General features: G+C 65.1%; 19 protein-coding genes. 7 read left to right on the top strand and 12 right to left on the bottom strand.

The window, feature by feature from the left end; genetic code table 11:
* Nucleotides 1–24 precede the first annotated feature (24 nt).
* The 3 genes from U5760_RS03750 to uvrB all read right to left on the bottom strand — a co-directional run bounded on the left by U5760_RS03750 (nucleotide 25) and on the right by uvrB (nucleotide 3,406).
* On the bottom strand, nucleotides 25–354 hold the full coding sequence (locus U5760_RS03750) for a cupredoxin domain-containing protein (protein WP_415914041.1): 330 nt from the start codon (nucleotides 352–354) through the stop codon (nucleotides 25–27).
* 91 nt (nucleotides 355–445) lie between these two features.
* Nucleotides 446–994: an iron transporter gene (locus U5760_RS03755; RefSeq protein ID WP_322009684.1), complete on the bottom strand. Its 549-nt coding sequence runs from the start codon at nucleotides 992–994 to the stop codon at nucleotides 446–448.
* A 330-nt stretch (nucleotides 995–1,324) separates the two neighbouring features.
* Nucleotides 1,325–3,406 (bottom strand): excinuclease ABC subunit UvrB, encoded by a 2,082-nt coding sequence (uvrB, locus tag U5760_RS03760; RefSeq protein ID WP_322009685.1) that lies wholly within the window; start codon nucleotides 3,404–3,406, stop codon nucleotides 1,325–1,327.
* A 342-nt stretch (nucleotides 3,407–3,748) separates the two neighbouring features.
* Between uvrB and U5760_RS03765 the strand changes: the two genes are divergently transcribed.
* Nucleotides 3,749–4,948: an amino acid aminotransferase gene (locus tag U5760_RS03765; RefSeq protein WP_322009686.1), complete on the top strand. Its 1,200-nt coding sequence runs from the start codon at nucleotides 3,749–3,751 to the stop codon at nucleotides 4,946–4,948.
* 136 nt (nucleotides 4,949–5,084) lie between these two features.
* On the opposite strand, the gene U5760_RS03770 is transcribed toward U5760_RS03765, so the two are convergent.
* Nucleotides 5,085–6,356, bottom strand: coding sequence for a patatin-like phospholipase family protein (locus tag U5760_RS03770; protein WP_322009687.1), 1,272 nt, complete (start codon nucleotides 6,354–6,356; stop codon nucleotides 5,085–5,087).
* 15 nt (nucleotides 6,357–6,371) lie between these two features.
* Nucleotides 6,372–7,175: a 3-hydroxybutyrate dehydrogenase gene (locus tag U5760_RS03775; protein ID WP_322009689.1), complete on the bottom strand. Its 804-nt coding sequence runs from the start codon at nucleotides 7,173–7,175 to the stop codon at nucleotides 6,372–6,374.
* Nucleotides 7,176–7,380: 205 nt separating this feature from the next.
* Between U5760_RS03775 and U5760_RS03780 the strand changes: the two genes are divergently transcribed.
* Together U5760_RS03780 and U5760_RS03785 are read left to right on the top strand one after the other, a co-directional pair.
* Nucleotides 7,381–8,352 (top strand): aldo/keto reductase, encoded by a 972-nt coding sequence (locus tag U5760_RS03780; protein WP_322009690.1) that lies wholly within the window; start codon nucleotides 7,381–7,383, stop codon nucleotides 8,350–8,352.
* Nucleotides 8,353–8,553: 201 nt separating this feature from the next.
* The gene (locus U5760_RS03785; protein WP_322009691.1) at nucleotides 8,554–9,399 is read left to right on the top strand and encodes a 23S rRNA (adenine(2030)-N(6))-methyltransferase RlmJ; all 846 of its coding nucleotides are present in this window, start codon (nucleotides 8,554–8,556) and stop codon (nucleotides 9,397–9,399) included.
* Nucleotides 9,400–9,435: 36 nt separating this feature from the next.
* Here U5760_RS03785 and U5760_RS03790 read toward each other — a convergent pair whose 3' ends face one another.
* From U5760_RS03790 to cueR, 3 genes are all read right to left on the bottom strand, one after another.
* On the bottom strand, nucleotides 9,436–9,792 hold the full coding sequence (locus tag U5760_RS03790) for a hypothetical protein (RefSeq protein WP_322009692.1): 357 nt from the start codon (nucleotides 9,790–9,792) through the stop codon (nucleotides 9,436–9,438).
* A gap of 211 nt (nucleotides 9,793–10,003) precedes the next feature.
* Nucleotides 10,004–10,150 (bottom strand): DUF3563 family protein, encoded by a 147-nt coding sequence (locus U5760_RS03795; protein WP_322009693.1) that lies wholly within the window; start codon nucleotides 10,148–10,150, stop codon nucleotides 10,004–10,006.
* Between the two features lie 289 nt (nucleotides 10,151–10,439).
* Nucleotides 10,440–10,865, bottom strand: a complete 426-nt coding sequence (cueR, locus tag U5760_RS03800) for a Cu(I)-responsive transcriptional regulator (RefSeq protein ID WP_322009695.1) — start codon at nucleotides 10,863–10,865, stop codon at nucleotides 10,440–10,442.
* A 167-nt stretch (nucleotides 10,866–11,032) separates the two neighbouring features.
* On the opposite strand from cueR, the gene U5760_RS03805 reads away from it, so the two are divergent.
* The gene (locus U5760_RS03805; RefSeq protein WP_322009696.1) at nucleotides 11,033–11,260 is read left to right on the top strand and encodes a heavy-metal-associated domain-containing protein; all 228 of its coding nucleotides are present in this window, start codon (nucleotides 11,033–11,035) and stop codon (nucleotides 11,258–11,260) included.
* 11 nt (nucleotides 11,261–11,271) lie between these two features.
* The gene (locus U5760_RS03810; protein ID WP_322009697.1) at nucleotides 11,272–12,189 is read left to right on the top strand and encodes an SDR family oxidoreductase; all 918 of its coding nucleotides are present in this window, start codon (nucleotides 11,272–11,274) and stop codon (nucleotides 12,187–12,189) included.
* A 33-nt stretch (nucleotides 12,190–12,222) separates the two neighbouring features.
* On the opposite strand, the gene U5760_RS03815 is transcribed toward U5760_RS03810, so the two are convergent.
* Genes U5760_RS03815 through imuA form a run of 3 tightly spaced genes read right to left on the bottom strand, consistent with a single transcriptional unit; the run spans nucleotide 12,223 to nucleotide 18,143 of the window.
* Nucleotides 12,223–15,747 carry an error-prone DNA polymerase gene (locus U5760_RS03815; protein ID WP_322009698.1) on the bottom strand — a complete coding sequence of 1,175 codons (3,525 nt, stop codon included), beginning with the start codon at nucleotides 15,745–15,747 and terminating at the stop codon, nucleotides 12,223–12,225.
* A 10-nt stretch (nucleotides 15,748–15,757) separates the two neighbouring features.
* Nucleotides 15,758–17,401 (bottom strand): DNA polymerase Y family protein, encoded by a 1,644-nt coding sequence (locus U5760_RS03820; RefSeq protein WP_322009699.1) that lies wholly within the window; start codon nucleotides 17,399–17,401, stop codon nucleotides 15,758–15,760.
* Entirely contained in the window at nucleotides 17,310–18,143 is an 834-nt protein-coding gene (gene imuA / locus U5760_RS03825) for a translesion DNA synthesis-associated protein ImuA (RefSeq protein ID WP_322009700.1), read from the bottom strand. The genes U5760_RS03820 and imuA overlap by 92 nt, the downstream gene beginning before the upstream one ends.
* A 330-nt stretch (nucleotides 18,144–18,473) precedes the next feature.
* Between imuA and U5760_RS03830 the strand changes: the two genes are divergently transcribed.
* Nucleotides 18,474–21,845 (top strand): autotransporter outer membrane beta-barrel domain-containing protein, encoded by a 3,372-nt coding sequence (locus U5760_RS03830; protein ID WP_322009702.1) that lies wholly within the window; start codon nucleotides 18,474–18,476, stop codon nucleotides 21,843–21,845.
* Between the two features lie 147 nt (nucleotides 21,846–21,992).
* On the opposite strand, the gene U5760_RS03835 is transcribed toward U5760_RS03830, so the two are convergent.
* On the bottom strand, nucleotides 21,993–22,646 hold the full coding sequence (locus U5760_RS03835) for an NUDIX hydrolase (RefSeq protein WP_322009704.1): 654 nt from the start codon (nucleotides 22,644–22,646) through the stop codon (nucleotides 21,993–21,995).
* Between the two features lie 409 nt (nucleotides 22,647–23,055).
* On the opposite strand from U5760_RS03835, the gene nadC reads away from it, so the two are divergent.
* Entirely contained in the window at nucleotides 23,056–23,892 is an 837-nt protein-coding gene (nadC, locus tag U5760_RS03840; protein ID WP_322009705.1) for a carboxylating nicotinate-nucleotide diphosphorylase, read from the top strand.
* Nucleotides 23,893–23,897: the final 5 nt, after the last annotated feature.

Consider the following 23,897-nt stretch of genomic DNA (forward strand, 5'->3'; position numbering starts at 1 on the left):
CGCGTGCCGCCCGCTTCGCGCAGATCACTTCGCGACAATCACGCCCTGCGCCTGCTGATGGAAGTCGTCGAAGAACTTGTACTCGCCCGGATCGAGCGGCGCGATCACGACGAACGACTCCGCCCCCGGCGCCAGCACCTTCTCCTTGCGCAGCTGGACGCTTTCGAACTCCACCGCGCCCTTGCCCGTGTTGCGCACCTCGATCTTGATGCGCTTGCCCGCCGGCACCTCGATGCGTGCGGGGTTGAGCTTGCCGTCGGCCATTTCCAGCTTGAACGTCGGCAGATCTTCGGCGTGCGCCGCGCCGGCGACAAGCGGCAGGCCAAGCGTTGCGGCCAGCACGAGCGCCGCCATCTTCCTGATTCCAGTCATCCGTTGTTCCTGCCCGAATTTCACCCGAAAACGCGCAGGCGGCACGCTGCCCGCCTGCGCGCAACCTGCCACGTCAGTAACCGCCCTTCTTGCCGATGCCCGCGAACGGGAAGTCGTATTCGAGCGTGAACGGCTTGAACCACGGACCCACGCCGGTTTCCTTGTCGACGTGGCGGCCGAACGCCATGTGGCCGGTCTGCATCGGCGGTTCCACGATCAGCTTCAGGTGATACTTGCCCGGACCCGCCAGCTTGACGTTGTCGCCGTAGTGCGGACCGTCGTTGGCGACCATGCCCATCAGGTCGCCCTTCTGCACGTAGCTCGAGCCCGGCTTGGTGAGTTCGTAGTGAACCTGCAGGTAGGGCATCCAGTCGCCTTCGGCGAAGCCCGTCGGGTTGTTCTTGACCGCGTGGATGTCCGCTTCGAGGTGAATGTCGGAATCCGACGCCTTGCGCATCATGCCTTCGGGTTCCATGGTGATCGGCTGCAGATAGACCGCGCCGATTTCCATGCCGCCCTGGATCTGCTGCTTGCCGATCGGATATTCGGCAGCGCTGGCGGCGCAGCTAGCCGCTGCGGCGGCGACGAGCGCCGCACCGCGCAAGAGAGAGTGAATCCGCATCGAAACTCCTGGTTTTTATTTGAGAGACACAAGAACCTCGCACCAACAGCCGAAACGTTAATGCGAACAATTCTCAATATGCCGGGAGTGTAGCACCGATAGGGAAACGTAACAATTGAAAGTGCGCGACAAACCCGACGCGATCAGGGTCTTGCACAACAAGGCTGAAACGTCGGGCGACGTCTTACACGATGTAGGAAGTGTAAAGAGGGGCGGAATTCGGGGGCGAACAGGCCGACCTGACGGGCCGCCAAAACATCCGGAGCAAAACGGGCGGCCCTCGATCCCCGAGGCCACCCGCCGCTCCATGCCCTGCGCCCGGCGCTGCAATCAGGCCGGATGGTCGCCGACGTTCGCCCCGAACACGCGCTGGCGCAGCGTCGCCAGTTGATCGCGCGTCTGCGCGGCCTTCTCGAATTCGAGGTTCTTCGCGTAGTCCATCATCTGTTTCTCGAGGCGCTTGATCTCCTTCGCGATCTGCTTTTCGGACATGTCCTCGAACTTCGCGCGCTCCTGCTCCTCGCGCAGCTCGGCGCGCGCCTCGTCCACGTTGTACACGCCGTCGATGATGTCCTTGATGCGCTTGACCACGCCGCGCGGCACGATGCCGTGCTCCTCGTTGAAGGCCATCTGCCTCGCGCGGCGCCGCTCGGTTTCGTCGATGGCGCGACGCATCGAGTCGGTAATGCGGTCGCCGTACAGGATCGCCTTGCCGTTCACGTTGCGCGCCGCACGGCCGATGGTCTGGATCAGCGAGCGTTCCGCGCGCAGGAAACCTTCCTTGTCGGCGTCGAGGATCGCCACGAGCGAGACCTCGGGAATGTCGAGGCCCTCGCGCAGCAGGTTGATCCCCACGAGCACGTCGAAGGTGCCGAGGCGCAGGTCGCGGATGATCTCCACGCGCTCCACCGTGTCGATGTCGCTGTGCAGATAGCGCACCTTCACGCCGTGATCGGAGAGGAACTCGGTCAACTGTTCCGCCATGCGCTTGGTGAGCGTGGTGACGAGCACGCGCTCGCCGGCCGCCACGCGTTCGTTGATCTCACCGAGCACGTCGTCCACCTGCGTGGAAGCAGGCCGCACCTCGATCACCGGATCGACGAGCCCCGTGGGCCGCACCACCTGCTCGGCGATCTGGCCCGTCACCTTCTTCTCGTAGTCGGCAGGCGTGGCCGAAACGAACACCACCTGGCGCATCTTGCGCTCGAACTCGTTGAACTTGAGCGGACGGTTGTCGAGCGCCGAAGGCAGCCGGAAGCCGTAATCGACGAGATTTTCCTTGCGCGCGCGGTCGCCGTTGTACATGCCGTTCAATTGCCCGATCAGCACGTGCGATTCGTCGAGGAACATCATGGCGTCCGCCGGCAGGTAATCGACGAGCGTGGGCGGCGGCTCGCCGGGCAGCGCGCCCGAGAAGTGCCGCGAGTAGTTCTCGATGCCCTTGCAAAAGCCGAGCTCCTGCAGCATCTCGAGATCGAAGCGCGTACGCTGCTCGAGCCGCTGCGCTTCGACGAGCTTGCCTTCGGCGTAGAAAAACTCGAGGCGCTCGCGCAGCTCGGCCTTGATGGTTTCGACGGCGCGCAGCACGGTGTCGCGCGGCGTGACGTAGTGCGAGGACGGATAGACGGTAAAGCGCGGAATCTTCTGCCGCACGCGGCCCGTGAGCGGATCGAAGAGCTGCAGCGTCTCCACTTCGTCGTCGAAGAGCTCGACGCGCACGGCCATCTCCGCGTGCTCGGCCGGGAAGATGTCGATGGTGTCGCCGCGCACGCGGAACGTGCCGCGCTGGAAGTCCTGCTCGTTGCGCGTGTACTGCATCGCGATCAGCCGCGCGATGATGTCGCGCTGGCCGAGGCGGTCGCCCTGGCGCAGCGTGAGAATCATCTGGTGATACTCGGACGGATTGCCGATACCGTAGATCGCCGAGACGGTGGCCACGATCACCACGTCGCGCCGCTCCATCAGGCTCTTGGTCGCCGAAAGCCGCATCTGCTCGATGTGCTCGTTGATCGACGAATCCTTCTCGATGAAGAGATCGCGCTGCGGGACGTAGGCTTCCGGCTGGTAATAGTCGTAGTACGAGACGAAGTACTCGACCGCGTTGCGCGGAAAGAACTCGCGGAACTCGGCGTAGAGCTGCGCGGCGAGCGTCTTGTTCGGCGCGAACACGATGGCCGGGCGGCCCAGGCGCGCGATGGTGTTCGCCATCGTGTAAGTCTTGCCGGAGCCCGTCACGCCCAGCAGGGTCTGGAACGCGAGGCCGTCGCCGACGCCCTCCACAAGCGTTTCGATGGCCGTGGGCTGGTCGCCGGCGGGCAGGTACGGCTGGTAGAGCTGGAACGGCGAGCCCTCGTACTGGACGAACTTCGACTCGTCGAGCACGGGCGCGTCGGCAACGGTATGGTCGGACATGGGGGCGACATCCTGAGCCGTGAGCAAACGACTATTCTAGCGTCTTGCCGGAGGGCGGGCCGAGGGGGGTCCAGGGCGCGAGCCAAAGCGGCGACGCGCGGCTTCCGGGGGAAACCGGGACCGCAAAACACGGGCGAAGTCCCTGCGGCGGATGGCCGAAGTCCGCGCAACCTTCGCGCAGCGGGCGAAAACGCCGCATAGATTCGTTACAATAGCGCGTTGCGTGGCCGGCCGGCTGCGCCGCCCTGCCCCCGCCCCTGGGCGTTGCGGGCCACGCGGCGGCGCCAGAGCCAGCGCAAGCGGCCAACCAGGTTGTCCATCCTTGACTATTGCCGAACCATCATGTCCCTCTTTTCCGCTGTCGAACTCGCCCCTCGCGACCCCATCCTGGGTCTGAACGAAGCCTATAACGCCGATGCGCGCACCTCGAAGGTGAACCTGGGCGTGGGCGTCTACACCAACGAGGAAGGCAAGATCCCGCTGCTGCGCGCGGTGCGCGAGGCGGAAAGGGCCCGCGTCGAAGCCGGCCTGCCGCGCGGCTACCTGCCGATCGAAGGCCTCGCCGCCTACGACGCCGCCGTGCAGAAGCTGCTGCTCGGCGACGACTCGCCGCTGATCGCGGCGGGCCGCGTGGTGACCGCGCAAGCTCTGGGCGGCACGGGCGCGCTGAAGATCGGCGCCGACTTCCTCAAGCGACTGAATCCCAACGCAAAGGTCGCGATCAGCGACCCGAGCTGGGAAAACCACCGCGCCCTCTTCGAGAGCGCCGGTTTTGAGGTGGTGGCCTATCCGTATTACGACGCGCAAACCAACGGCGTGAACTTCGAAGGCATGCTGGCCGCGCTGAACAGCTATGCGGCAGGCACGGTCGTCGTGCTGCACGCGTGCTGCCACAACCCGACCGGCGTGGACCTGAGCGTCGATCAATGGAAGCAGGTGGTGGAAGTCGTGAAGGCGCGCAATCTCGTGCCGTTCCTCGACATCGCCTACCAGGGCTTCGGCGACGACATCGAGGCCGACGGCGCAGCCGTGCGCCTTTTCGCCGCTTCGGACCTGAACGTGTTCGTTTCGTCATCGTTCTCGAAGTCATTCTCGCTGTACGGCGAGCGCGTGGGCGCGCTGTCGATCATCACGAGCAGCAAGGAAGAATCGGCACGCGTGCTTTCGCAGCTCAAGCGCGTGATCCGCACGAACTACTCGAACCCGCCCACGCACGGCGGCTCGGTGGTCGCGGCCGTGCTCGGCTCGCCGGAACTGCGCGCGATGTGGGAGACCGAACTGGGCGAAATGCGCGATCGCATCCGCGCCATGCGCACGGGCCTCGTCGAACGCCTGACGGCCGCGGGCGTGGACCGCGACTTCAACTTCATCAACGTGCAGCGCGGCATGTTCTCGTATTCGGGCCTCACCGCGGCGCAAGTGGATCGCCTGCGCGAAGAGTTCGGCATCTATGCCGTGAGCACGGGCCGCATCTGCGTGGCGGCGCTCAACACGCGCAACCTCGACGTGGTCGCGCAAGCGGTCGCGCAAGTGCTGAAGTAAGCAACATCGCGCGCGTGCTGCCGCTTTGCGGCGGCGCGCCCGGTCTGCTTCGGGCAGATAGAAGAAAACGGCGTCCGTTCTTTCGAACGGACGCCGTTTGTGTTTTGACGCAAGCCTCTGTCAGTTCATACGCCGCTCACACGCTGCCTTCGCCCGGTGTGCGGTGAGCGCCGCGTGCGTCGCGATGGATGTCGTGCGTGACGAAGCCGGCGTCGTTGTCGGGCTTGTCGAGCCAGCCCGGCTGCGAGAGCGTGGCGCGAATGTCCTGCAGGCCGCTCGCCCAGTGCTCGCGCATGGTCGAGACGCCGAACTGGAAGTCCTTGAAGTGCCCTTCGTACTCCTTCTGCCGGTAGATCAGATGGATCACGTTGTACTTCCTGGAGCACGACAATTCATTCGCCAGTTCGACCCACGTATCGTGCTGATGCTCGGGCGCAACGCGATCGAGCACCTCGCGCAACACATGACGAAAACGCTGCGAGCGCTGCAGCATGTCGGTCACGAGACGCGTGCGGCTCGAATACTGGATGTCCTTCACACGGCCCTGAACGTCGGTGATGTTGTCGGGCACGGGCCCGCGCGCGCTCCACAGGTCGACCTGGAACGCGAGCGTGTCGCGCCGCGGCGTGGTCTGGATCACCTCGTAGAGCGGCGTGTTCGACATCAGGCCGCCGTCCCAGTAATACTCGCCGTCGATCTCGACCGCCGCGAAACCCGGCGGCAGCGCGCCCGAAGCGATGAAATGCTCGGGCCGCAGCTTGCTCGTGGTGTTGTCGAAATAAACGAAGTTGCCGGTGCCGACGTTCACGGCGCCCACGGAAACGCGAATTTCCTTCGAGTTGATGCGATCGAAATCGCACAGGCGCTCGAGCGTTTCCTTGAGCGGCCGCGTGTCGTAATAACTGGCCTTTTCGGGATGCCCCGACCCATGCGGCAGCGGCGGCGGAAAACGCGGCACGAAGAAGCCCTTCTGCCCTTCCACCACGGCGCCCGCCGCCTGCATGGCAGTGAACGTCTTGCGGATCGCATCGCCCGAATTGAAGAGCGCATGCTCGACGAACGTGGGCAGCGGCACGCTGTAGGCCGGCTTGCAGATGGTTTCCCAGAACTCGTGCAGCCTCGCAACCCGATGCTCGGGCGGATTGCCCGCAATGATCGCGGTATTGAGCGCGCCGATGGAAATTCCGGCGATCCAGTTGGGCGCGATGCCGGCCTCGGCGAGGCCCTCATAAACGCCGGCCTGATAGGCACCGAGTGCGCCGCCGCCTTGCAGCGTCAGCGCGACGGTTTCCCACTGGGCGGATTCGCCGCCGCACGCGGGATGCGGCCGCGGCGCGGCGCCGGTATGCACAGCGGTCTCTTCGCCGACCGCACTGGACTGCACCTGCCCCTTCTTGCGTTGCGCCATGGCCGCACCTCCTGCTTATTGCATGAACCAGCCGTGGCTGACGATGAACGACTGGCCCGTGAACGCGGCCGTCGGGAACGCGGAGAGGAACAGCACCGTCTGCGCGACGTCTTCCACGGTCGTGAAAATACCATCCACCGTGCCGCCCAGCATCACGCGCTTGACCACTTCTTCTTCGGAAATGCCGAGTTCCTTCGCCTGCTCGGGAATCTGCTTGTCGACGAGCGGCGTGCGCACGAAACCCGGGCAGACCACGTGCGAACGCACATTGTGCTTCGCGCCCTCTTTCGCCAGCACGCGCGCGAGGCCGAGCAGACCGTGCTTGGCCGTGACATAGGCCGACTTGAGCGGCGACGCTTCGTGCGAGTGGACCGAACCCATGTAGATCACGACGCCGCCGCGATCGTCCTTGTACATGTGCTTGAGGGCCGCCTTGGTGGTGAGGAACGCGCCGTCCACGTGAATGGCCTGCATTTTCTTCCAATCGGAAAACGCGTAGTTTTCAATCGGATTCACGATCTGGATGCCGGCATTCGAAATGAGGATGTCCACCGAGCCCAGTTCGGCCGCCACGCGGTCGATGCCCTGGTTCACAGCCTCTTCGTTCGTGACGTCCATGGCCACGCCGATGGCCTTGCCGCCCGCCGCCTTGATCTCCTCGGCCACCGCGTCGGCACCGCTCTGGTTCAGGTCGGCGATGGCGACCGCGGCACCCGCCTGGGCGAAGGTGAGCGCGATCTGCTTGCCGATACCGCTGGCTGCGCCGGTGACGACGGCAACCTTACCGTCCAGTTTGGTGTTGAGAGAGAGAGACGACATCGAGCACCTCCGGTTAGTGAACGAGATGAAACCTCGACTCGCGCATGCCGACAACCTGGCCAGACGATCTATGCCGTCCGGCAGAATGCTGCACCGCGGCCAACCGCGCTATTGTGCATGAACCCGGCGACAGCGCGCATCGAGCGCGGCACGCGTTGCGCGCACTGGCGGTAATATCGTGCTTCTTCCCTTTCTGGAGGTGTTCATGAACTATCGGCGACTCGGCCGCTCCGGCCTGCAGGTCAGCGAACTATCCATTGGCTCGTGGGTCACGTACGGCAATCAGGTCGACCGCAACCTCGCGCGCGAATCGCTCGCCGCGGCGCGCGACGCCGGCGTCAACTTTTTCGACAACGCGGAAGCCTACGCGGGCGGCAAGTCGGAAGAGATCATGGGCACGGCGCTCAAGGAACTCGGCTGGTCGCGCGTGAGCTATGTGGTTTCGACCAAATTCTTCTGGGGCTTGAACGAAGCGCCGAACCAGTACCACACGCTCAACCGCAAGTATCTGCTGAACGCCATCGACGGCTCGCTCAAGCGCCTGCAACTCGATTACGTCGATCTCGCGTTCTGCCACCGGCCCGACCCGAATACGCCGATCGAGGAAACGGTTTGGGCCATGAGCGATATGGTCACGCGCGGCAAGGCGCTGTACTGGGGCACCTCGGAATGGAGCGCCGACGAGATCCGCACGGCGTGGGAGATCGCCGAACGCCATCACCTGCACAAGCCGGTCATGGAGCAGCCGCAGTACAACCTGTTCCACCGGCGCCGCGTGGAGGACGAATACCGGCGGCTCTACGAAGACATCGGCCTCGGGCTCACCACGTGGAGCCCGCTCGCCTCGGGTCTGCTCACGGGCAAATACCGCGGCGGCGTGCCGGCCGACAGCCGCGCGCAACTGCAGGGCTACGACTGGCTGCGCCAGTCGCTCACCAATGCAGACAAGAACGCCATCGTCGCAAAGCTCGCCGATCTGGCAGCGCAGTTGGGCTGCACGGTTGGGCAGCTGGCCATCGCGTGGATCCTGAAGAATCCGCAGGTGAGCACCGTGATCACCGGCGCTTCGCGGGTCGAGCAGATCGGCGAAAACATGAAGGCCCGGGAAGTGGCGGAAAAAATCACGCCGGAAATCAAGACACAGATCGAAGCGATCGTCGGCGACGCCTACGACTGACAACGCAAACATACGCAAGAACGTCACAGGGCGCGGCCGCGCGGACACCTCGCGTACCCTCGCGTACTCTCGCGTACAATACGCGGCCTCGCCGTCGCGCCCGCCCTCCCGGGCGGCGCGACGCGTCTCGCGAAAGCGTGTCGTCTGGTTCATGGCGCGCTTCATCGCCTGTTTTTGTCCGACCTTCCGTTACCGCCCATCATGCTGAGCTACCGCCACGCCTTCCACGCAGGCAATCATGCCGACGTTCTGAAACACGCCGTTGTCGTGCAGCTACTGCGCTATCTGGGCAAAAAGGACAAGGCGTACTGGTATATCGACACCCACGCGGGCGCCGGCGCCTACGCGCTGCGCGAAGGTTATGCCACCAAAACGGCCGAGTTCGAAACGGGCATCGGCAAGCTCTGGGGCCGCACCGATCTGCCGGCCGCACTGGCCGAGTATGTGGACGAAGTGGCGGCGCTCAACCCGGACGGCGAACTTCAGTTCTATCCCGGCTCGCCCTACCTGGCATGGCGGCTCATGCGCGAACAGGACCGCATGCGGCTCTTCGAATTGCACAGCACCGAAATCGACGTGCTGCGCCACCGGTTCCGCGATGCGGGCCGCCGCGTGATGCTCTACGACGGCGACGGCTTCGAAGGCATCAAGGCGCTCCTGCCCCCGCCACCGCGCCGCGCGCTGGTGCTGATCGATCCGTCGTTCGAAGACAAGCGCGACTACGCCCGCACGCTCGCCTGCGCGGAGGAAAGCCTCAAGCGCTTCGCCTCCGGCACCTATGCAATCTGGTATCCGCAGGTCACGCGTCCGGAATCGCAGCGGTTTGCGGAGCAGCTCAAGCGCCTGCAGGAAAAGAACTGGCTGCACGTCACGCTCACGGTCAGCCAGCCGCCTTCGGACGGCTTCGGTCTCTACGGCAGCGGCATGTTCATTCTGAATCCGCCCTACACGCTGGAGGCGACCATGAAGGAGTCGCTGCCCTGGCTCGTGAAGACGCTGGGGCAGGATCAGGCGGCACAATTCAAGATCGAGTCGCGCGGAGATTGATCCCGGGCCGATCCCGGCCGGACCGGCTGACCCGCTCTAATACGCGGGGGCCGTCTGCGGCACCGGACGCGGCCGCGGCGGATTGGGCCTCGACCCACCCCCGCCCCCGCCCGGCACCTCGATATACGGCGCGACGATATACGGCGGCGACGGATCTGTCGCCAGGCCCGCAGGCGCAGCCGGCTGCTTCGCTGCGACCATCGGCTCGTGCGAGAGCGGCGCGTTCTGCAGCACGAGCCCCTTCTGGCCGTCGCTGATCCCTTTCTGCGTATCGAGTATCAAAGGCGGGCCGTCCGCCCACGCGCAGGCATGCGCGAGCGCGAGCACGCACGCCGTTGCCGCGGCGGGCAGCCACGCAGTCAAAGGCTTGTGAAAGATACGGTCTGACGCCATGAGCGGTCCCCGGAAGCGTGGCTTGTCCTGTACGGCAATATCGGCCAATCTCAAAAAGGACTTTACCTTACCGCAATGGCAAGGTTCAGACTGTGTGCATCGACTGGCTGAGCGGGCAAGCACCCGTCCCCGAGCAAGCCACGAAGATGCGGCGCCAGAAATGACAAAGCCCCGCAATGCGGGGCTTGAGACAGCTGGCGTGGCGCCTGGCTTAGTGCGAGTAGCCGTTCGTTTCGAGCGAGCGGATGCGCTGTTCGAGCTGGACGATGTCCGACGACTCCGCGAGGTACGCTTCGCGGCGGGTGCGTTCTGCGACTTCAAACCAGTTGCTCATTGCTTCGAGGATATATGCAAACATGATGTTGTTCTCCAAGGATCGATGTATCCCCGGTGGATTTGCATCAGGGATTACCCTAAAAGGGATAACCCGAATTATAACCGCCTTCTGGAACTTTGCCAGTGAATTGCACGAATGACGTGCATTCCAATCTGGAATGCACCTGATTGGAACATCGGCAAATTCATGATTTATCGGCGCATTTTTTTGACGCGTTAACCGACGATCCAGGCAGAGCCCCAGAATGCACCATATTGACGCACACCTTGAAACAAGTTGCGACAATTTGCCTGGCGCGGTTGCACCCGCATCAGTGGTTGCAGGCTCCCGCTCTGCGCTCCAGGGATTGCGGATCGGCGAGTTGTTCGAGGATCGGGCAGTCCGGCCTGTCGTCGCCGTGACAGTGGGCCGCCAGATGGCCGAGCGTGTCGCGCATCTGCGTGAGTTCGGCGATGCGGTGGTTCAGTTCGGTCACGTGCGCGAGCGCAATGGACTTGACCTCCGCGCTCGCACGGGAACGGTCGTGCCAGAGCGCGAGCAGCCGGCGGATATCGTCCACGAGAAAGCCCAGCCGCCGGGCCTGGCGAATGAAGCGCAGGGCGTGCACCTCCTCCACGCCGTACACGCGATAGCCGGACTCCGTGCGCCCCTTGGGCGCGAGCAGTCCGACGCTTTCGTAGTAGCGAATCATTTTTGCCGTGACGCCCGATTCGCGCGCCGCCTCGCCGATATTCATGGATACCCCCGCTTCGATCAATGTATCGATCCTACACCTTGCCATCATGGGAAGGTCCAGCGGCCATCGCAGGAGCCGGCGTCCTGACGGCTGGCATAATCCCGCGGCGGCCTCATATCAATCTGTAGCAGCCCGTTGAGTACACCTCTTTTGAAAAGGAAGACACCATGATCCAGTTCAACGTCGAAGGTATGAGTTGCCAGCACTGCGTGGGCGCCGTCACCCGCGCGATCCACGAACACGACGCCGCCGCGAAGGTCCAGATCGATCTGCCCGCGGGTCGCGTGACGGTCGAATCGAACCAGAGCGCCGACGTGCTGAAGGCCGCTATCGACGACGCCGGTTATACGGTCGTGGCGGTCAACGGCACCGCCGCCGGCCCGGCCAACGCGTGACGCGCACCGCCATGTTCAAGGTCGCCGTGATCGGCGCGTCCGGCTTGCTCGGGCGCGCCATCGTGCGGGAGCTGGCGGCCGAGACGGACTGGCAGGTCGTGCAGACCGGCTTGCGCCATGTCGGGCCGCAACAGGTTGCGCTCGACGTACGCGACGACGCGGCCGTCGCGGCCTTCGTCGCTCGCGAAGCGCCCGATGCGATCGTCGTCGCCGCGGCGGAGCGCCGCCCGGACGTTTGCGAAAACGATCCGGCCGCCGCCCGGGCGTTGAACGTGGATGCCGTGCGCAGCATCGCGCAGGCGGCGCGGCAACGCGACGCGTGGGTGCTGTCGATCTCGACCGATTACGTGTTCGACGGCACGCAGCCGCCCTACCGCTACGACGACACGCCGAATCCGCTCAACGCTTATGGCCGCAGCAAGCTCGAAGGCGAGCGGACGCTGCTCGCGGCAACCGATCACGCTTTGGTGCTGCGCCTGCCGCTGCTCTACGGTCCGGTCGTGGACTGGCAGGAGTCGGCCGTAACGAGCCTCGTGCCGGCCGTGCTCGCGTCGGCCCAGCCGGATGCGCAGCCCGCTGCGATGGATGCCTGGGCCACGCGCTACCCCACATTCGCGCCCGATGTCGCATTCGCGATCCGCGAGTTGTTGATTCGCAGTGCAGACGGTCGTGCGGTCTGCGGCATCGCCCAGTGGTCGGGCGACGAGCCGATGACGAAATATCAGATCGCGCAGCGCCTCGCCCAGGCGCTCGGCGTGAGCGCGCGACTCCTGGCGCAGACCCAGCCCGCCGATGCGACACCGCGCCCGCGCGACTGTCACCTCGATTCGGGCCGTCTCGAAGAACTCGGCATCGGTCGCCGTACGCCGTTCGATGCGGCGATTGGCGCGGTGCTCGGCGGATTCGAGGCACGCGGCGGCACGGCATAGACGCCGGTGAACCACGGAGCCTGAGTCGCCCGCTCAATGAAAATTCCGGCTCTCGGTCGCAAGCCGCCCGAGCAGCCGGCTGTGATCTTCCAGGCGGCGCGCGACGAGGTGCACCACTTCGCCCTCGCGCTGCACCACGCCCTCCACCGCCATCAGCGAGGACCCGAGCAACGCCTTGCGCTGCGCCTCCACGAGCGCTTCATGCACGATCACGTTGATCGAACCGGTCTCGTCTTCCAGCGAAACGAAGATCGTCCCTTTGGCCGTCCCCGGCCGCTGCCGCCCCGTGACGATGCCGCATACGCGCACGAACCGGCCGTGCCGGCAATGCGCCAGTTGCACGGCGGTACGAAAGCGCTGCTTCGCGAGCCCTGGTCTCAGCAGTTCGAGCGGATGGCGATTCAGCGTGAGCCGCAGGCTGGCGTAATCGGCGACGATCTCCGCGCCCTCGGAAGCGCGCGGCAGCGCGAGCGGCGCCTCGGCGAGCGGCGCATCGCGCAGCAGCGCCGGCACTGCATGCTGCGCGGTCACGGCCCACCAGGCTTCGCGCCGGTGCCCGGCAATGCCTGAAAGCGCGTTCGACGCAGCGAGCGCCTCCAGTTCGCGCCGCGTGAGCGCAGCACGGCGCGCGAGATCGTCGACGTCGGTAAAAGGTCCATGCGCACGCGCCGCCATCACGCGGTGCGCGGCTTCCTCCGAAAAGCCCTTGATGAGGCTGAAGCCGAGCCGCACGGCCGGGCCGCCGCAACCGTAACGGCTGGACGGCAACCTGACGCGGACGCGCCGCTTGCGTGCAAGATGACGTATGAAAGGGCTTACGAACCGGGGCCGGCTGTGCGGCCACACGGCACGTAAGCGGCGCTGTTGCTGCATCACCTCGAGCCGCAGCATCCCGGTCTTGCCGGCACCGATCCGGATGCCTGGCTGATCACGCTCTTCCAGTACGGACTCCCAGTCGCTCAACGCGATATCGGGCGGCAGCACCTTCACGCCGTGGCGTTTCGCGTCCTGCACGAGTTGCGAAGGCGAATAAAACCCCAATGGCTGACTGTTCAGCAGTCCTGCCAGAAAAGCAGCCGGCTCGTAGCGCTTGAGCCACGAACTCGTATAAACGAGCAGCGCAAAACTTGCGGCATGGCTCTCCGGGAAACCGTAATCGCCGAAGCCCTCGATCTGCTTGCAGATGCGGTCTGCGAAGTCCGCCGTATAGTCGTTCTCCATCATCCGGCGCTTGAGGTCGGCCTGATACGGCCGCAGGTCGCCATCGCGCCGCCACGCGGCCATCGCACGGCGCAGCTTGTCGGCCTCTTCGCCGGTGTAATGCGCTGCCACCATCGCGAGGTGCATCACCTGCTCCTGGAAGATCGGCACACCGAACGTACGTTCGAGCACCGGCTTTAAATCCTCCTTCGCATATTCGACCTTTTCCTCCCTCGCCCTGCGCTTCAGATACGGATGCACCATATCGCCCTGAATCGGTCCGGGCCGCACGATCGCCACCTGGATCACGAGGTCGTAGTATTCGCGTGGCCTGAGGCGCGGCAGCATGCTCTGCTGCGCGCGCGACTCGATCTGGAACACCCCCACCGTGTCGGCATGGCAGCACATCTCATACACAGCAGGATCTTCGCGCGGAATGTCCTGCACGCCGAACTTAGGCAGCCCGTGCCGCAGCGCGACGAACTCCAGCGAACGCCGGATTGCCGACAGCATGCCGAGCGCCAGCACGTCCACTTTCAGAAGCCGCAGTGTGTCGATATCGTCCTTGTCCCACTCGATGACATAGCGGTCCTTCATCGAGGCATTCTCGATCGGCACGAGGCGCGAGAGCTTGTCCTTCGCGATCACGAAACCGCCCACGTGCTGCGAGAGATGACGCGGAAAGCCGCGCAGCTCGCGCGTGAGCCGGATGAGTTGTTGCGTGACGTGCGAGTCCGCGGCAAAGCCCGCTTCCTCCAGATGATGTGCGATCGAATCGGGACCGTCCCACCACTGCTGCGCGCCCGAGATCTTTTCGACGAGCGCGGTATCGAGCCCGAGCGCCTTGCCGACATCGCGCAGCGCGCTGCGCGAGCGGTACGTGATGAGCGTAGCCGCAAGTGCAGCGCGGCGCGTGCCGTACTTTCGATAGACATACTGAATGACTTCTTCGCGCCGCTGGTGCTCGAAATCGACGTCGATATCAGGCGGCTCGTTGCGCGCACGGGACAGAAAGCGCGCAACGAGCATCTTCATCTGCACCGGATCGATCTCGGTGATTCGCAAGCAGTAACACACCACCGAATTCGCCGCCGAGCCGCGCCCCTGACACAGGATGTTTTGCGAGCGCGCGTAACGAACGATGTCGTGAACGGTCAGGAAATACTTTTCGTATTTCAGCTCGGTGATCAGCTCCAATTCTTCCTCTATCTGATCCGAGCGCTTCTTGTTCAAACCATCGGGCCAGCGCTCGCGCACCCCCTCCATCACGAGATGGCGCAGCCAGGTCGTGGGCGTTTGGCCGGCCGGCACCAGCTCCTCGGGATATTCGTAGGCCAGTTCGGCAAGCGAAAACGTGCAGCGGCGCGCGACATCGAGCGTCGCATCGAGCGCGTCGCGCGGATACAGCGTGCCGAGGCGCAGGCGCGAGCGCAGATGCCGCTCGGCGCTCGGCTCCAGCGCGCGGCCGCACGCGACGAGCGGCCGGCCTATGCGGATCGCGCTCAGCGTGTCCTGCAACGGCTTGCGCGAACGCGCGTGCATCAGCACGCCGCCCGCTGCGACAAGCGGCAAACCGGTTTCCTGCGAGACGTAGCGCAAGGCTTCGATCTGCGTCTCGTCGCCGCCGGTCTGCCAGAGTTCGAGCGCAAGCCACGCACGTTCCGCCGCGAAACCCGCCAGCCAGTGCGCGGCACGCAGCGTCTGCGAGAGCGTCGCCGTGCGTTGCGGCACCAGCAGCAGGACGCAGTCGCGCAAATGCTTCAGATGTTCGAATGCGGGCTCCGGGTCGGTGAAATCGTCCGGATACACCCGGTAGTCGCCCTTTTCCGCCCGCGAACGCGCCAGCGTAATCAGCTCGCACAGGTTGCCGTAACCCTCCCGATTCATTGCGAGCGCAACGAGTGTGCAGAACGGCGCGTCCTGCGCCTTGGCCACCTCGCTCATCGCGACGAGATTCAACTCGCTGCCGATCAGCAGATGCAGCGACGGCACGAAGGCGCCGAGCTTCTCCGCTGCCGCCGGGCCATCGCTCGCCCGTACCTTGCGCACGGCTTCTTCGTGGGCCTGCTTGAGCGGTTCGTCATGCTCGTTCAATGCGCTGAACGCGCGCACCACACCGGCGAACGAGCATTCGTCGGTGATGGCGAGCGCCTTGTAGCCGTGCTGGATCGCCCGCTCGACCAGCTCCTTCGGGCGCGAAGCGCCGCGCAGGAACGTGAAGTTGGTGAGGCAGTGCAGCTCCGCATAGTCAGGCAGATGCGCCGACGCAGCCGGCACGGCAGCCTGACCGCCCGGCTGCGCGGAAGAAGAGAAAGAGGAAGCGCGCGGCGCCTCGTCCGCAGGACCCGACATCGACATGATCGCCGCTCTAGCCGAAAAGCCCTTGCAGATACCACTGCCCGCCCATGCGTTCGCGATAGAGCCAGAACATGCGGCCCTGATCGTCGGCGGCCACGTAGTAGTCGCGCTCGACGGTGTCTCCGTCCCACCAGCCGGCCTCGATGCGCTCGGCGCGCGTGAGCGTTTTCAAGGGCCGCCGGTACACCGGGTGGTCGCCGCGCATGGCGAGCTTCAGCGGCTTTTCGAGCAGCCATGCCGGACGCGGCTGCGACGGCAGCGGCACCTCGGGCAGATCGAGCAAGGACTGCGGAGACGGCCCGGCATCCTGCGCCGGATTGCGCGGCCTGGCGGCCTTGCCCGCTTTGCCATCCGCTTTGTCATCCGATTTTCCGCCCGCCGATCGCCGCGTGCCCGCGCGAGACGCTCGAGACGGGCGATAAGGGCGCGCCGCCATCGCGTGCTCAGGGCGGTGATCGTCCTCGACAAAAAGCTGCAACACGTTCTGCTCGCCCACGCGCGCGCCAATGCGCTCGAACAGCTGCGTGAGCGACGCTTCCGACGCTTCGGGCATCGGGAACAGCGTGTCGTTGGGCGCAGCGTATTCGCTCACCTCGGTGGCGACGAGCGCGAGGTCGATCACCGGCGCGGCCAGCTCGGTCTGGTTCAGCTTCTCGCGCAACAGCCACAGTAGATGCCCGGCGTCGCGCGAGGGCGCCGCCCACGCGAGCGTGAGACTCGACGTGCGCGGTGCGTGGCGCGAAGCCAGCTCGTGATCGAGCCGCAGCTCGAATGCGGTGAGCGCCACGTGCTGCGCGGCGAGCCAGCCCGCCAGCTGCATCACGAGACGGCGCGCGGCAAAGAGCAGCGCCTCGGCGCTTTCCACACGCGCCTGCAATTCGAGCGCGGCGCGAAACGTGGGCGGCGCGCTGAACGCCACGCGCGGATCGGGCGCCTCGCTGCGCGCCTGGGCAAGCCACGTGAGCACGCCGTCGCCGAAGCGGCGCACGACGCCGTCACGCGGCAGGCGACGCAGATCGGCGAAAGTCGCGCAGCCGATCTGCGTGAGCGCGTGCTCGTGCTGGGCGGCGAACGGCGCGAGCGTGACCGGCAACGCATCGAGCACGCGCGCGAGCGTCGCTTCCTTGAGCACATGCCAGCGGCGCGAAGTCTTCGTGGCGCGCGCCTGCGCGAGCGTCCACGCACCCCAGGCCGTAGGCGCGCAGGCAATGCGTGCAGCGTGACCGCAGCCGGCCACCGTGGCGGCCACTTTCGCGAGCAGCGCGCGCACGCCGCCGAACAGGCGCAACCCGGAGCCGACCTCCAGCAACAGCGTATGCGACGGCGCGAACGACACCTTCGGCGTATAGGCGAGCAACGCGAGCGCGAGCGCTTCGAACGCGCGGGTCTCGCGCACCGGATCGGGTTCGAGCAGCACGAGGCCCGGTGCGAGCGCGAGCGCATGGGCGCGCGTGCCGTCGGTGCGCACGCCGAGATGAAAGGCGTCGAGATCCGGAATCAGCACGCGCGCGTGATCGGCCAGCGCATAGCAGCGGGCGTGCGGGCCGTCCTGCGGCTGCGCCTCAGAGGGAGGCAGAAACGCCCGGTCCGAGAGGCACGGCGGCCTCACGGCCTCCAGCGGCAAGAGCGGCAAGGTGACGGCGATCCACAACATGATTGACCCCGGGCCGCGGCGCAGCAGATGACGGCCCCGCGGGGGGCAGCACGGCATCCTGCAGCGGCAGCGTAACGACGAGTGGCTGGGCGGGCGGCGGCCCGCGGCGTTTGAAAATATCGACGGACATGGCGGCGAGCTGCATCCACTGGCGCCGGTTGAGGCTCGTATCCGCGGGCGGCGGCACCGGCGTGCAGACCATGCGCAGCGGCGCCGGCGACGACTGGTTGCGCGCAGCGGGCGGGCGGACCAGAAACGCGAGCGCCTGCGAATCCTGGGCGGCGACCTGGAGACGGCGCACCGCGTCCGGACGCGCCTTCGCCTGCCAGAGCAGCACGGCGCCGATCCCCTCCTGGCGCAGCGCCTGCTCGGCGACCCAGGGCGCCTCGGCCTCGCCCGCGCGCACCCAGATCACGCGCTCGAGCGCGAGCCCCCAGGCCTTGAGCGCGCACGCATACGGCTGCCAGGGCGGCCCGACGAGCAGCACGTGCCGGCCGGCCGATGCCGTCAGCGTGCGCAGCGCCGGCGCGACGAGCCGCATCTCGCCGATGCCGCCCTGCTCCACCAGCAGTTCGGTCAGGCTGCCCGCGGGCCAGCCCGCGCCGGGCAGGAGCGCGTCGAGCGTGGCGTGGCCGCTCGACACCGTGCGTTCGAGCGCGCGCGCTAGCTGATCGCCTTGCCAGATCCGGCTTTGCAGCCGGGGCGGCAGATGCGTCGCCGCAAGCTGGAGTGCTGCTGCCATGGGTGCGCTCGTTCAAAGGATTCAGTCAAAAAGGCTCAGTCAAAAGGGAATAGCTCCCCCTGCCCGGCCTGAAAAAGGGGGCATGACGGAAGGGGCGCCCGGCGAAGGGGCGCCCGGCGCGAAAACCGCACCGGAACCTGTATATTTATACAGTATTTTTTGGGATTTGGGAAAGAGGTCCGCAGGATGAGTCCGGCGGGATCCTCCCGACCCAATCGTCGCAACGAAGCCGCTCGCCACCGTCCCACGCAGTTTTAGAAATAAGTGCTATAACGCGCGAATCACACGCCCGTTTGCGAACAGAGTGCTTGACCAGCCTGGGAGAGCAATATGAAAAACAAAACGTGGAAGTGGCGAAAGTGGCAGAAGCTGCGGACGTTGCGTGCAGGAGGTTTCGCAATCCTGACGGGTGCAGCGCCTGCCGTCGGCCATGCGACCTGCAGCGCTACCGCGCCGGCCAGCAATACGACCGTGAACTGCACGGGCACGAGCATTCCTTCGGTGGTCGCCGTGAGCGGCAGCACGGGCGTTACCGTCAACATCGCGACAGGCGCGACAGGCAGCTATACGCTTGCGAGCACCCCCACACCGTTCTCCGTCGATACTTCGAGCGCCATCACGAACAACGGCACGCTCTCGCTGTCCGGCAACGGCACAGGTGTGGCGAATCGCGGCGCGATGCTGATCGGCATGAACAACGGCAACACGATCACCAATGCCGCGAACGGCATGATCACCACGACGGGCGCCTATAACGACGGCATCGCGGCAAACGGCAACAACAACACGCTGATCAACAACGGCACGATCACGACCTCGGGCAGCAACTCGTATGGCATGACGGCGGCGTGGGGGCAAAGCAATACCGGCGCCACGGGCAACCAGCTCGTCAACACGGGCACGGTCACGACCTCGGGCAGCAACGCGCGCTCGGCCTCGCTGCTGGGCGGCAGCGGCACCATCACCAACAGCGGCACGCTCACGGCAGCAGGCCGGGACGGCACGGCCGTCTATATGCAGGGCAACAACGACACGCTCGTCAACAGCGGCACGATCCAGACCACCGGCACCGCATCGAGCAGCGGCAACGTGGATGCCGTCGTGTCGAACACGGTGGGCAGCTCGTTCACGGCAACGATCACGAACCTCGCGGGCGGACAGATCATCAGCAACAACGGGATCGGCGTGCGCTCGACCAACGGCAACACCACGATCACGAACGCCGGCCTCATTCAGGGGGGCGGCGGCACCGCGATCCAGAACGGCAACGGCAACGACACCCTGATCCTGCAAACCGGCTCGCAGATCATCGGCACGGCCAACGGCGGCGGCGGCACCAATGCGGTGTACCTGCAAGGCACGGGCACCGCATCGAACGCATTCATCAACTACCAGAGCCTGACGATGCAGGGCACCGACTGGACCTGGTCGGGCACGGGCACCTTCTCCACCGCGCTCGTGCAAAGCGGCACGCTGAACCTGACCGGCACGCTCGGCACGACCACGGCCACGGTGGTCGCCACCGTCAATAGCGGCGCCACGCTGCAGGCCAACGCATCGAACCTGCCGCTCTCCGTGACCGATAACGGGCTCGTACGCTTCCAGCAGGACGGCGCCGGCACCTATACCGGCCTGATCGGCGGCACGGGCGCGGTGGAAAAAACCGGCGCGGGCACGTTGACGCTCGCGCCTGCGACCTCCGGCGGCAACACCTGGTCCGGCGGCACGACGATCACCGAAGGTACGCTCTCCGTTGCCGCCGACAATGCGCTCGGCGCTTCATCCGGACCACTAACCTTCAATGGCGGCACGCTCCAGTTCGGCAGCGCCTTCGACCTCGCAGCGAGCCGCGCGATATCGATCACTTCGAATAACGGCACTATCGACACGCAGAGCTTCGATTCCACGATTGCGCAGAACATCGCCGGAGCGGGTTCGCTTACCAAGATCGGCTCCGGCACGCTCACGCTGAACGGCGTGAACAGCTATGCGGGCGGCACGAACGTGAATGCGGGCACTGTGATCGTCGGCGACGGCACGAGTGCAGCGGCGGCGCTTTCGGGCGGCGGCCCCGTTGCGGTGGCATCGGGCGCGACGCTCGGCGGCTATGGCAGCGTGACCGGCAACGTCACGAACAGCGGCACGATCGCGGCGGCGAACGCACTGGCCAGCCTCGCGAGCGGCGCGACCGGCAACTTTCAGATCAACGGCAATCTGACGAATGCGGGACTCGTGCAACTGGGCGGCAGCGGAGTGGGCAATACGCTGACCGTGGCCGGCAACTACGTCGGCCAGAACGCGACGATCGCGCTCAACACCTATCTGGCCGGCGACGGCGCCGCCTCGGACCGGCTGGTCGTGAGCGGTGGCACGGCGAGCGGCACGAGCACGCTCAAGGTAACGAACGTGAATGGCCCCGGCGCGCAGACGGTCAGCGACGGCATCGAAGTCGTGCAGGCCACCAACGGCGCGACGACGAACGCCGGTGCGTTCGCGCTGTCTGGCGGGACGATCGAAGCCGGCGCCTACGCGTATTACCTCGCGAAGGGTGGCGTGACGGACGGCAGCGGCAACAACTGGTACCTGCGCAATACGGTGCCGCCGGCGGAACCCTCGCCCACCACGCCCCCCTCGACATCGTCTACGACGCCTCCCACCACCGAATCGCCAGTCACCCCGGCAGAAAACACGCCCGCGCCAATCACCGAGGCCGTCGACAATGCCGGTTCCAACACGGCTCCCGTCCCGGTCTATCGCCCGGAAGTGCCGCTCTATACGGAAGCGCCGAGCGTTGCGCGTCAATTGGGACTCCTGCAAATCGACACCTTCCACGATCGCCAGGGTGAACAGGGGCTGCTGACCGGAGACGGGTCTACACCGGCCGCGTGGGCACGCGTCTGGGGCGGCTACAGCAACCTTCACCAGGGCGGCAGCGTCGCCCCGGCCTTCGACGGCACGGTGTGGGGCATGCAGGTCGGCCAGGACCTCTATGCGGACAGCACGCCGGGCGGACAGCACAATCACTATGGCTTCTTCATGGGTTTCGCGCGTGCCGTGGGGGACGTGAACGGCCTCGCGCTCGGGCAGCCCGGTCTTGGCGTGGGTTCGCTCCAGGTCAACACGTATAACCTTGCCGGCTACTGGACGCATATCGGCGCCGGCGGCTGGTATATGGATGCCGTCGCGATGGGCAGCACGCTCACGGTACGCACGAATTCGATCGATAGCGTAAGCGGCTCGACCGACGGCAACGCCTTCACGGGTTCGGTCGAAGCGGGGCTGCCCATCGCGCTCGGCGGCGGCTTCACGGTGGAACCTCAGGCGCAACTGGTATGGCAATGGCTGTCGCTCGACAAGTTCGACGACGGCATTTCCAATGTCACGTGGAATAACGGTAATACGTTCCTCGGCCGTATCGGCGCACGCTTGCAGTGGGCGACCGAGACGAACGGCATCGACTGGAAGCCGTGGCTGCGCGTGAACGTGCTGCGCTCGTTCGGCTCCGACGACAAGACGACGTTCAGCGGCACAACGACGATAGGCACGCCGGTGGGACAGACGATGGGACAGATCGGTGTGGGGATCGTCGCGCAGTTGACGAAGCGCGGCAGTGTGTATGCGACGGGAGGGTATCTGACGAACCTCGGTGGCGAACACCAGCGTACGGTTACGGGCAATGCGGGGGCGCGGTGGGTGTGGTGAGTGTGCCGCGGCACCTGGAGTGCCGGGATCGGGCGGTGCGGAAATGCCGCGACGCTGGGGTGCCGCCGACTCGATCCTGTTCGCTTGCGATCCCGACCCTTTCGCTTTTCGCTGCACGACAACCGGCGAAGTGTCGTGCGGGCAGGTTCAGCCCGCCGCTTTCAAACGATTCTGCAGCCAGAAAACTCCAACTATCGTCTTGGCGTCGATGATCTGGCCGGAGCGGACCTGCTCCAGCGCTTCGTCTATCGTCAAGGCAACGGTTTCGATGTCTTCCGCTTCGCTGGCCAGTCCGCCCCCCGAACCCACCTTGCTCCGCGCCGTAACTTCCGCGTAGTAAAGAACGATTCGCTCCGACGTTCCGCCGGGCGACACGTAAAACGTCGAGACAGGTTCCAGTTTGACCAGGTCGAAGCCGGACTCTTCGAGGACTTCTCTTCGAGCCGCTGCCTCTGGACTTTCGTCCTTGTCAATGGCACCCGCGACAACTTCGATCATCCAGCCTGGACCTTTCTCAAGCGTGGGATATCGAAACTGGTTCGTCAGGAACAGTGTTCGCGTCTCCGGATTGAAGATGAGCACAGCCACCGAGTCGCCGCGCTCGAGACTCAGGCGACGAACCGACGAACTCATCTGGCCGTCGAATTTCTCGAACCGCAAGTGCGCTTCGTCGACTTTGAAGAAGTCGTTCAAGATTCTTGTCTTCTTCTCAACCACGACCTTTTTCAATCGGACCCCCTGTCTTCGTAGTGGATGGAGGTGCGCTTCGCCAGTTGCCGGTCCAGCGGGCACCGCCTTCACGAATAAGGATACCGGGTATTGCGGTTGGAGCGGAGCAACCGGTCAATTGATCCATTAATAGCGTACACACTTAAAAATCAAGACGCAAGACCGCGCTTAAAAATTGTCTTCTGGGAACCATCAGACAAAACTCACTGGCCGGCACGAACAGCCTCCAGCAGTCATTTCCCCATTATTCCCGGCAGTAATCAACGAAAAATCCCTCCTGCTTTCGCAAAATGCGGACCTGCCGTGCGTCATTCTCCATGTTGTGTCAAAGCGCCAGGGAAACCCCTCAACCCTTGAATCGAGAAAAACATTGAACAGGATTTTTTGAGTGTGTACGCTTTGTTTAGCAACTCAAGCGACGCCGTCGCATGGATAGCGTCGAACCTGATGCAGTTACCGCACTCTTTCTGATGAGGCCGCCATGTACGACCGTTTTGCTGTTGACCGCCTGATTGACCTTTGGCTGATCGAGGACATTGGCTACTGCGACCTGACGGCGCAGACGATGATCGACGAAGACGCCACTGGCGCATTCGTGATGAACGCGCGCGAAGACGTCATCGTCGCGGGTATCGACGTGGCCATGCGCGTGTTCCAGCGCTACGACCCGTCGCTCACGGTTCAAAAGCATGTCAGTGACGGCGCCCGTGCTCAAAAGGGCGCCATCCTGCTGTCCGTGAGCGGCAACGCTCGTAGCCTGCTGACGGCTGAACGCACGGCGCTGAACATCGTGCAACGCATGTCGGGTATCGCCAACGAGACGGCTCGCTACGTCAAAGCCATCGAAGGCACAAAAGCCCGCCTGCTCGACAGCCGCAAAACGACCCCCGGTCTGCGCATGCTCGAAAAACACGCCGTCGCCTGCGGCGGTGGCCTGAATCACCGCCTGGGCCTCGATAACGGCGTGATGATCAAGGACAACCACATCGCCGTCGCCGGCAGCATCGAGGCGGCTGTGGCTCGCGTGCGCAAAACGCTGCCGGCGCTGACCAAGATCGAAGTGGAATGCGATCGTCTGGACCAGGTTGCCGAAGCGCTGAAGACCGATGTCGACGTCATCATGCTCGACAACATGGCTCTCGAAGACATGCGCGAGGCCGTTCAGATGGTCCGGGGCCGCGCGAAGGTCGAAGCCTCGGGTGGCATCCGCCTCGAAACGATTCGCCCCATCGCCGAGACCGGGGTGGACTACATCTCCACGAGCAAAATCATGCAGTCGGCGCCGGCCGTGGACATTGGCCTCGACGAAGCCGAGTAACGGCC

It is taken from the genome of Paraburkholderia sp. J12 (assembly GCF_905220215.1).
Classification (GTDB): Bacteria; Pseudomonadota; Gammaproteobacteria; order Burkholderiales; family Burkholderiaceae; genus Paraburkholderia.

Coding starts and splice junctions, on each gene's coding strand:
- U5760_RS03765 (WP_322009686.1), top strand. CDS start 3,749: ATGTCCCTCTTTTCCGCTGTCGAACTCGCCCCTCGCGACCCCATCCTG.
- U5760_RS03750 (WP_415914041.1), bottom strand. CDS start 354: ATGGCGGCGCTCGTGCTGGCCGCAACGCTTGGCCTGCCGCTTGTCGCC.
- uvrB (WP_322009685.1), bottom strand. CDS start 3,406: ATGTCCGACCATACCGTTGCCGACGCGCCCGTGCTCGACGAGTCGAAG.
- U5760_RS03790 (WP_322009692.1), bottom strand. CDS start 9,792: ATGGCGTCAGACCGTATCTTTCACAAGCCTTTGACTGCGTGGCTGCCC.
- U5760_RS03780 (WP_322009690.1), top strand. CDS start 7,381: ATGAACTATCGGCGACTCGGCCGCTCCGGCCTGCAGGTCAGCGAACTA.
- U5760_RS03810 (WP_322009697.1), top strand. CDS start 11,272: ATGTTCAAGGTCGCCGTGATCGGCGCGTCCGGCTTGCTCGGGCGCGCC.
- U5760_RS03755 (WP_322009684.1), bottom strand. CDS start 994: ATGCGGATTCACTCTCTCTTGCGCGGTGCGGCGCTCGTCGCCGCCGCA.
- cueR (WP_322009695.1), bottom strand. CDS start 10,865: ATGAATATCGGCGAGGCGGCGCGCGAATCGGGCGTCACGGCAAAAATG.
- nadC (WP_322009705.1), top strand. CDS start 23,056: ATGTACGACCGTTTTGCTGTTGACCGCCTGATTGACCTTTGGCTGATC.
- U5760_RS03815 (WP_322009698.1), bottom strand. CDS start 15,747: ATGTCGATGTCGGGTCCTGCGGACGAGGCGCCGCGCGCTTCCTCTTTC.
- U5760_RS03785 (WP_322009691.1), top strand. CDS start 8,554: ATGCTGAGCTACCGCCACGCCTTCCACGCAGGCAATCATGCCGACGTT.
- U5760_RS03770 (WP_322009687.1), bottom strand. CDS start 6,356: ATGGCGCAACGCAAGAAGGGGCAGGTGCAGTCCAGTGCGGTCGGCGAA.
- imuA (WP_322009700.1), bottom strand. CDS start 18,143: ATGGCAGCAGCACTCCAGCTTGCGGCGACGCATCTGCCGCCCCGGCTG.
- U5760_RS03775 (WP_322009689.1), bottom strand. CDS start 7,175: ATGTCGTCTCTCTCTCTCAACACCAAACTGGACGGTAAGGTTGCCGTC.
- U5760_RS03795 (WP_322009693.1), bottom strand. CDS start 10,150: ATGTTTGCATATATCCTCGAAGCAATGAGCAACTGGTTTGAAGTCGCA.
- U5760_RS03820 (WP_322009699.1), bottom strand. CDS start 17,401: ATGTTGTGGATCGCCGTCACCTTGCCGCTCTTGCCGCTGGAGGCCGTG.
- U5760_RS03830 (WP_322009702.1), top strand. CDS start 18,474: ATGAAAAACAAAACGTGGAAGTGGCGAAAGTGGCAGAAGCTGCGGACG.
- U5760_RS03805 (WP_322009696.1), top strand. CDS start 11,033: ATGATCCAGTTCAACGTCGAAGGTATGAGTTGCCAGCACTGCGTGGGC.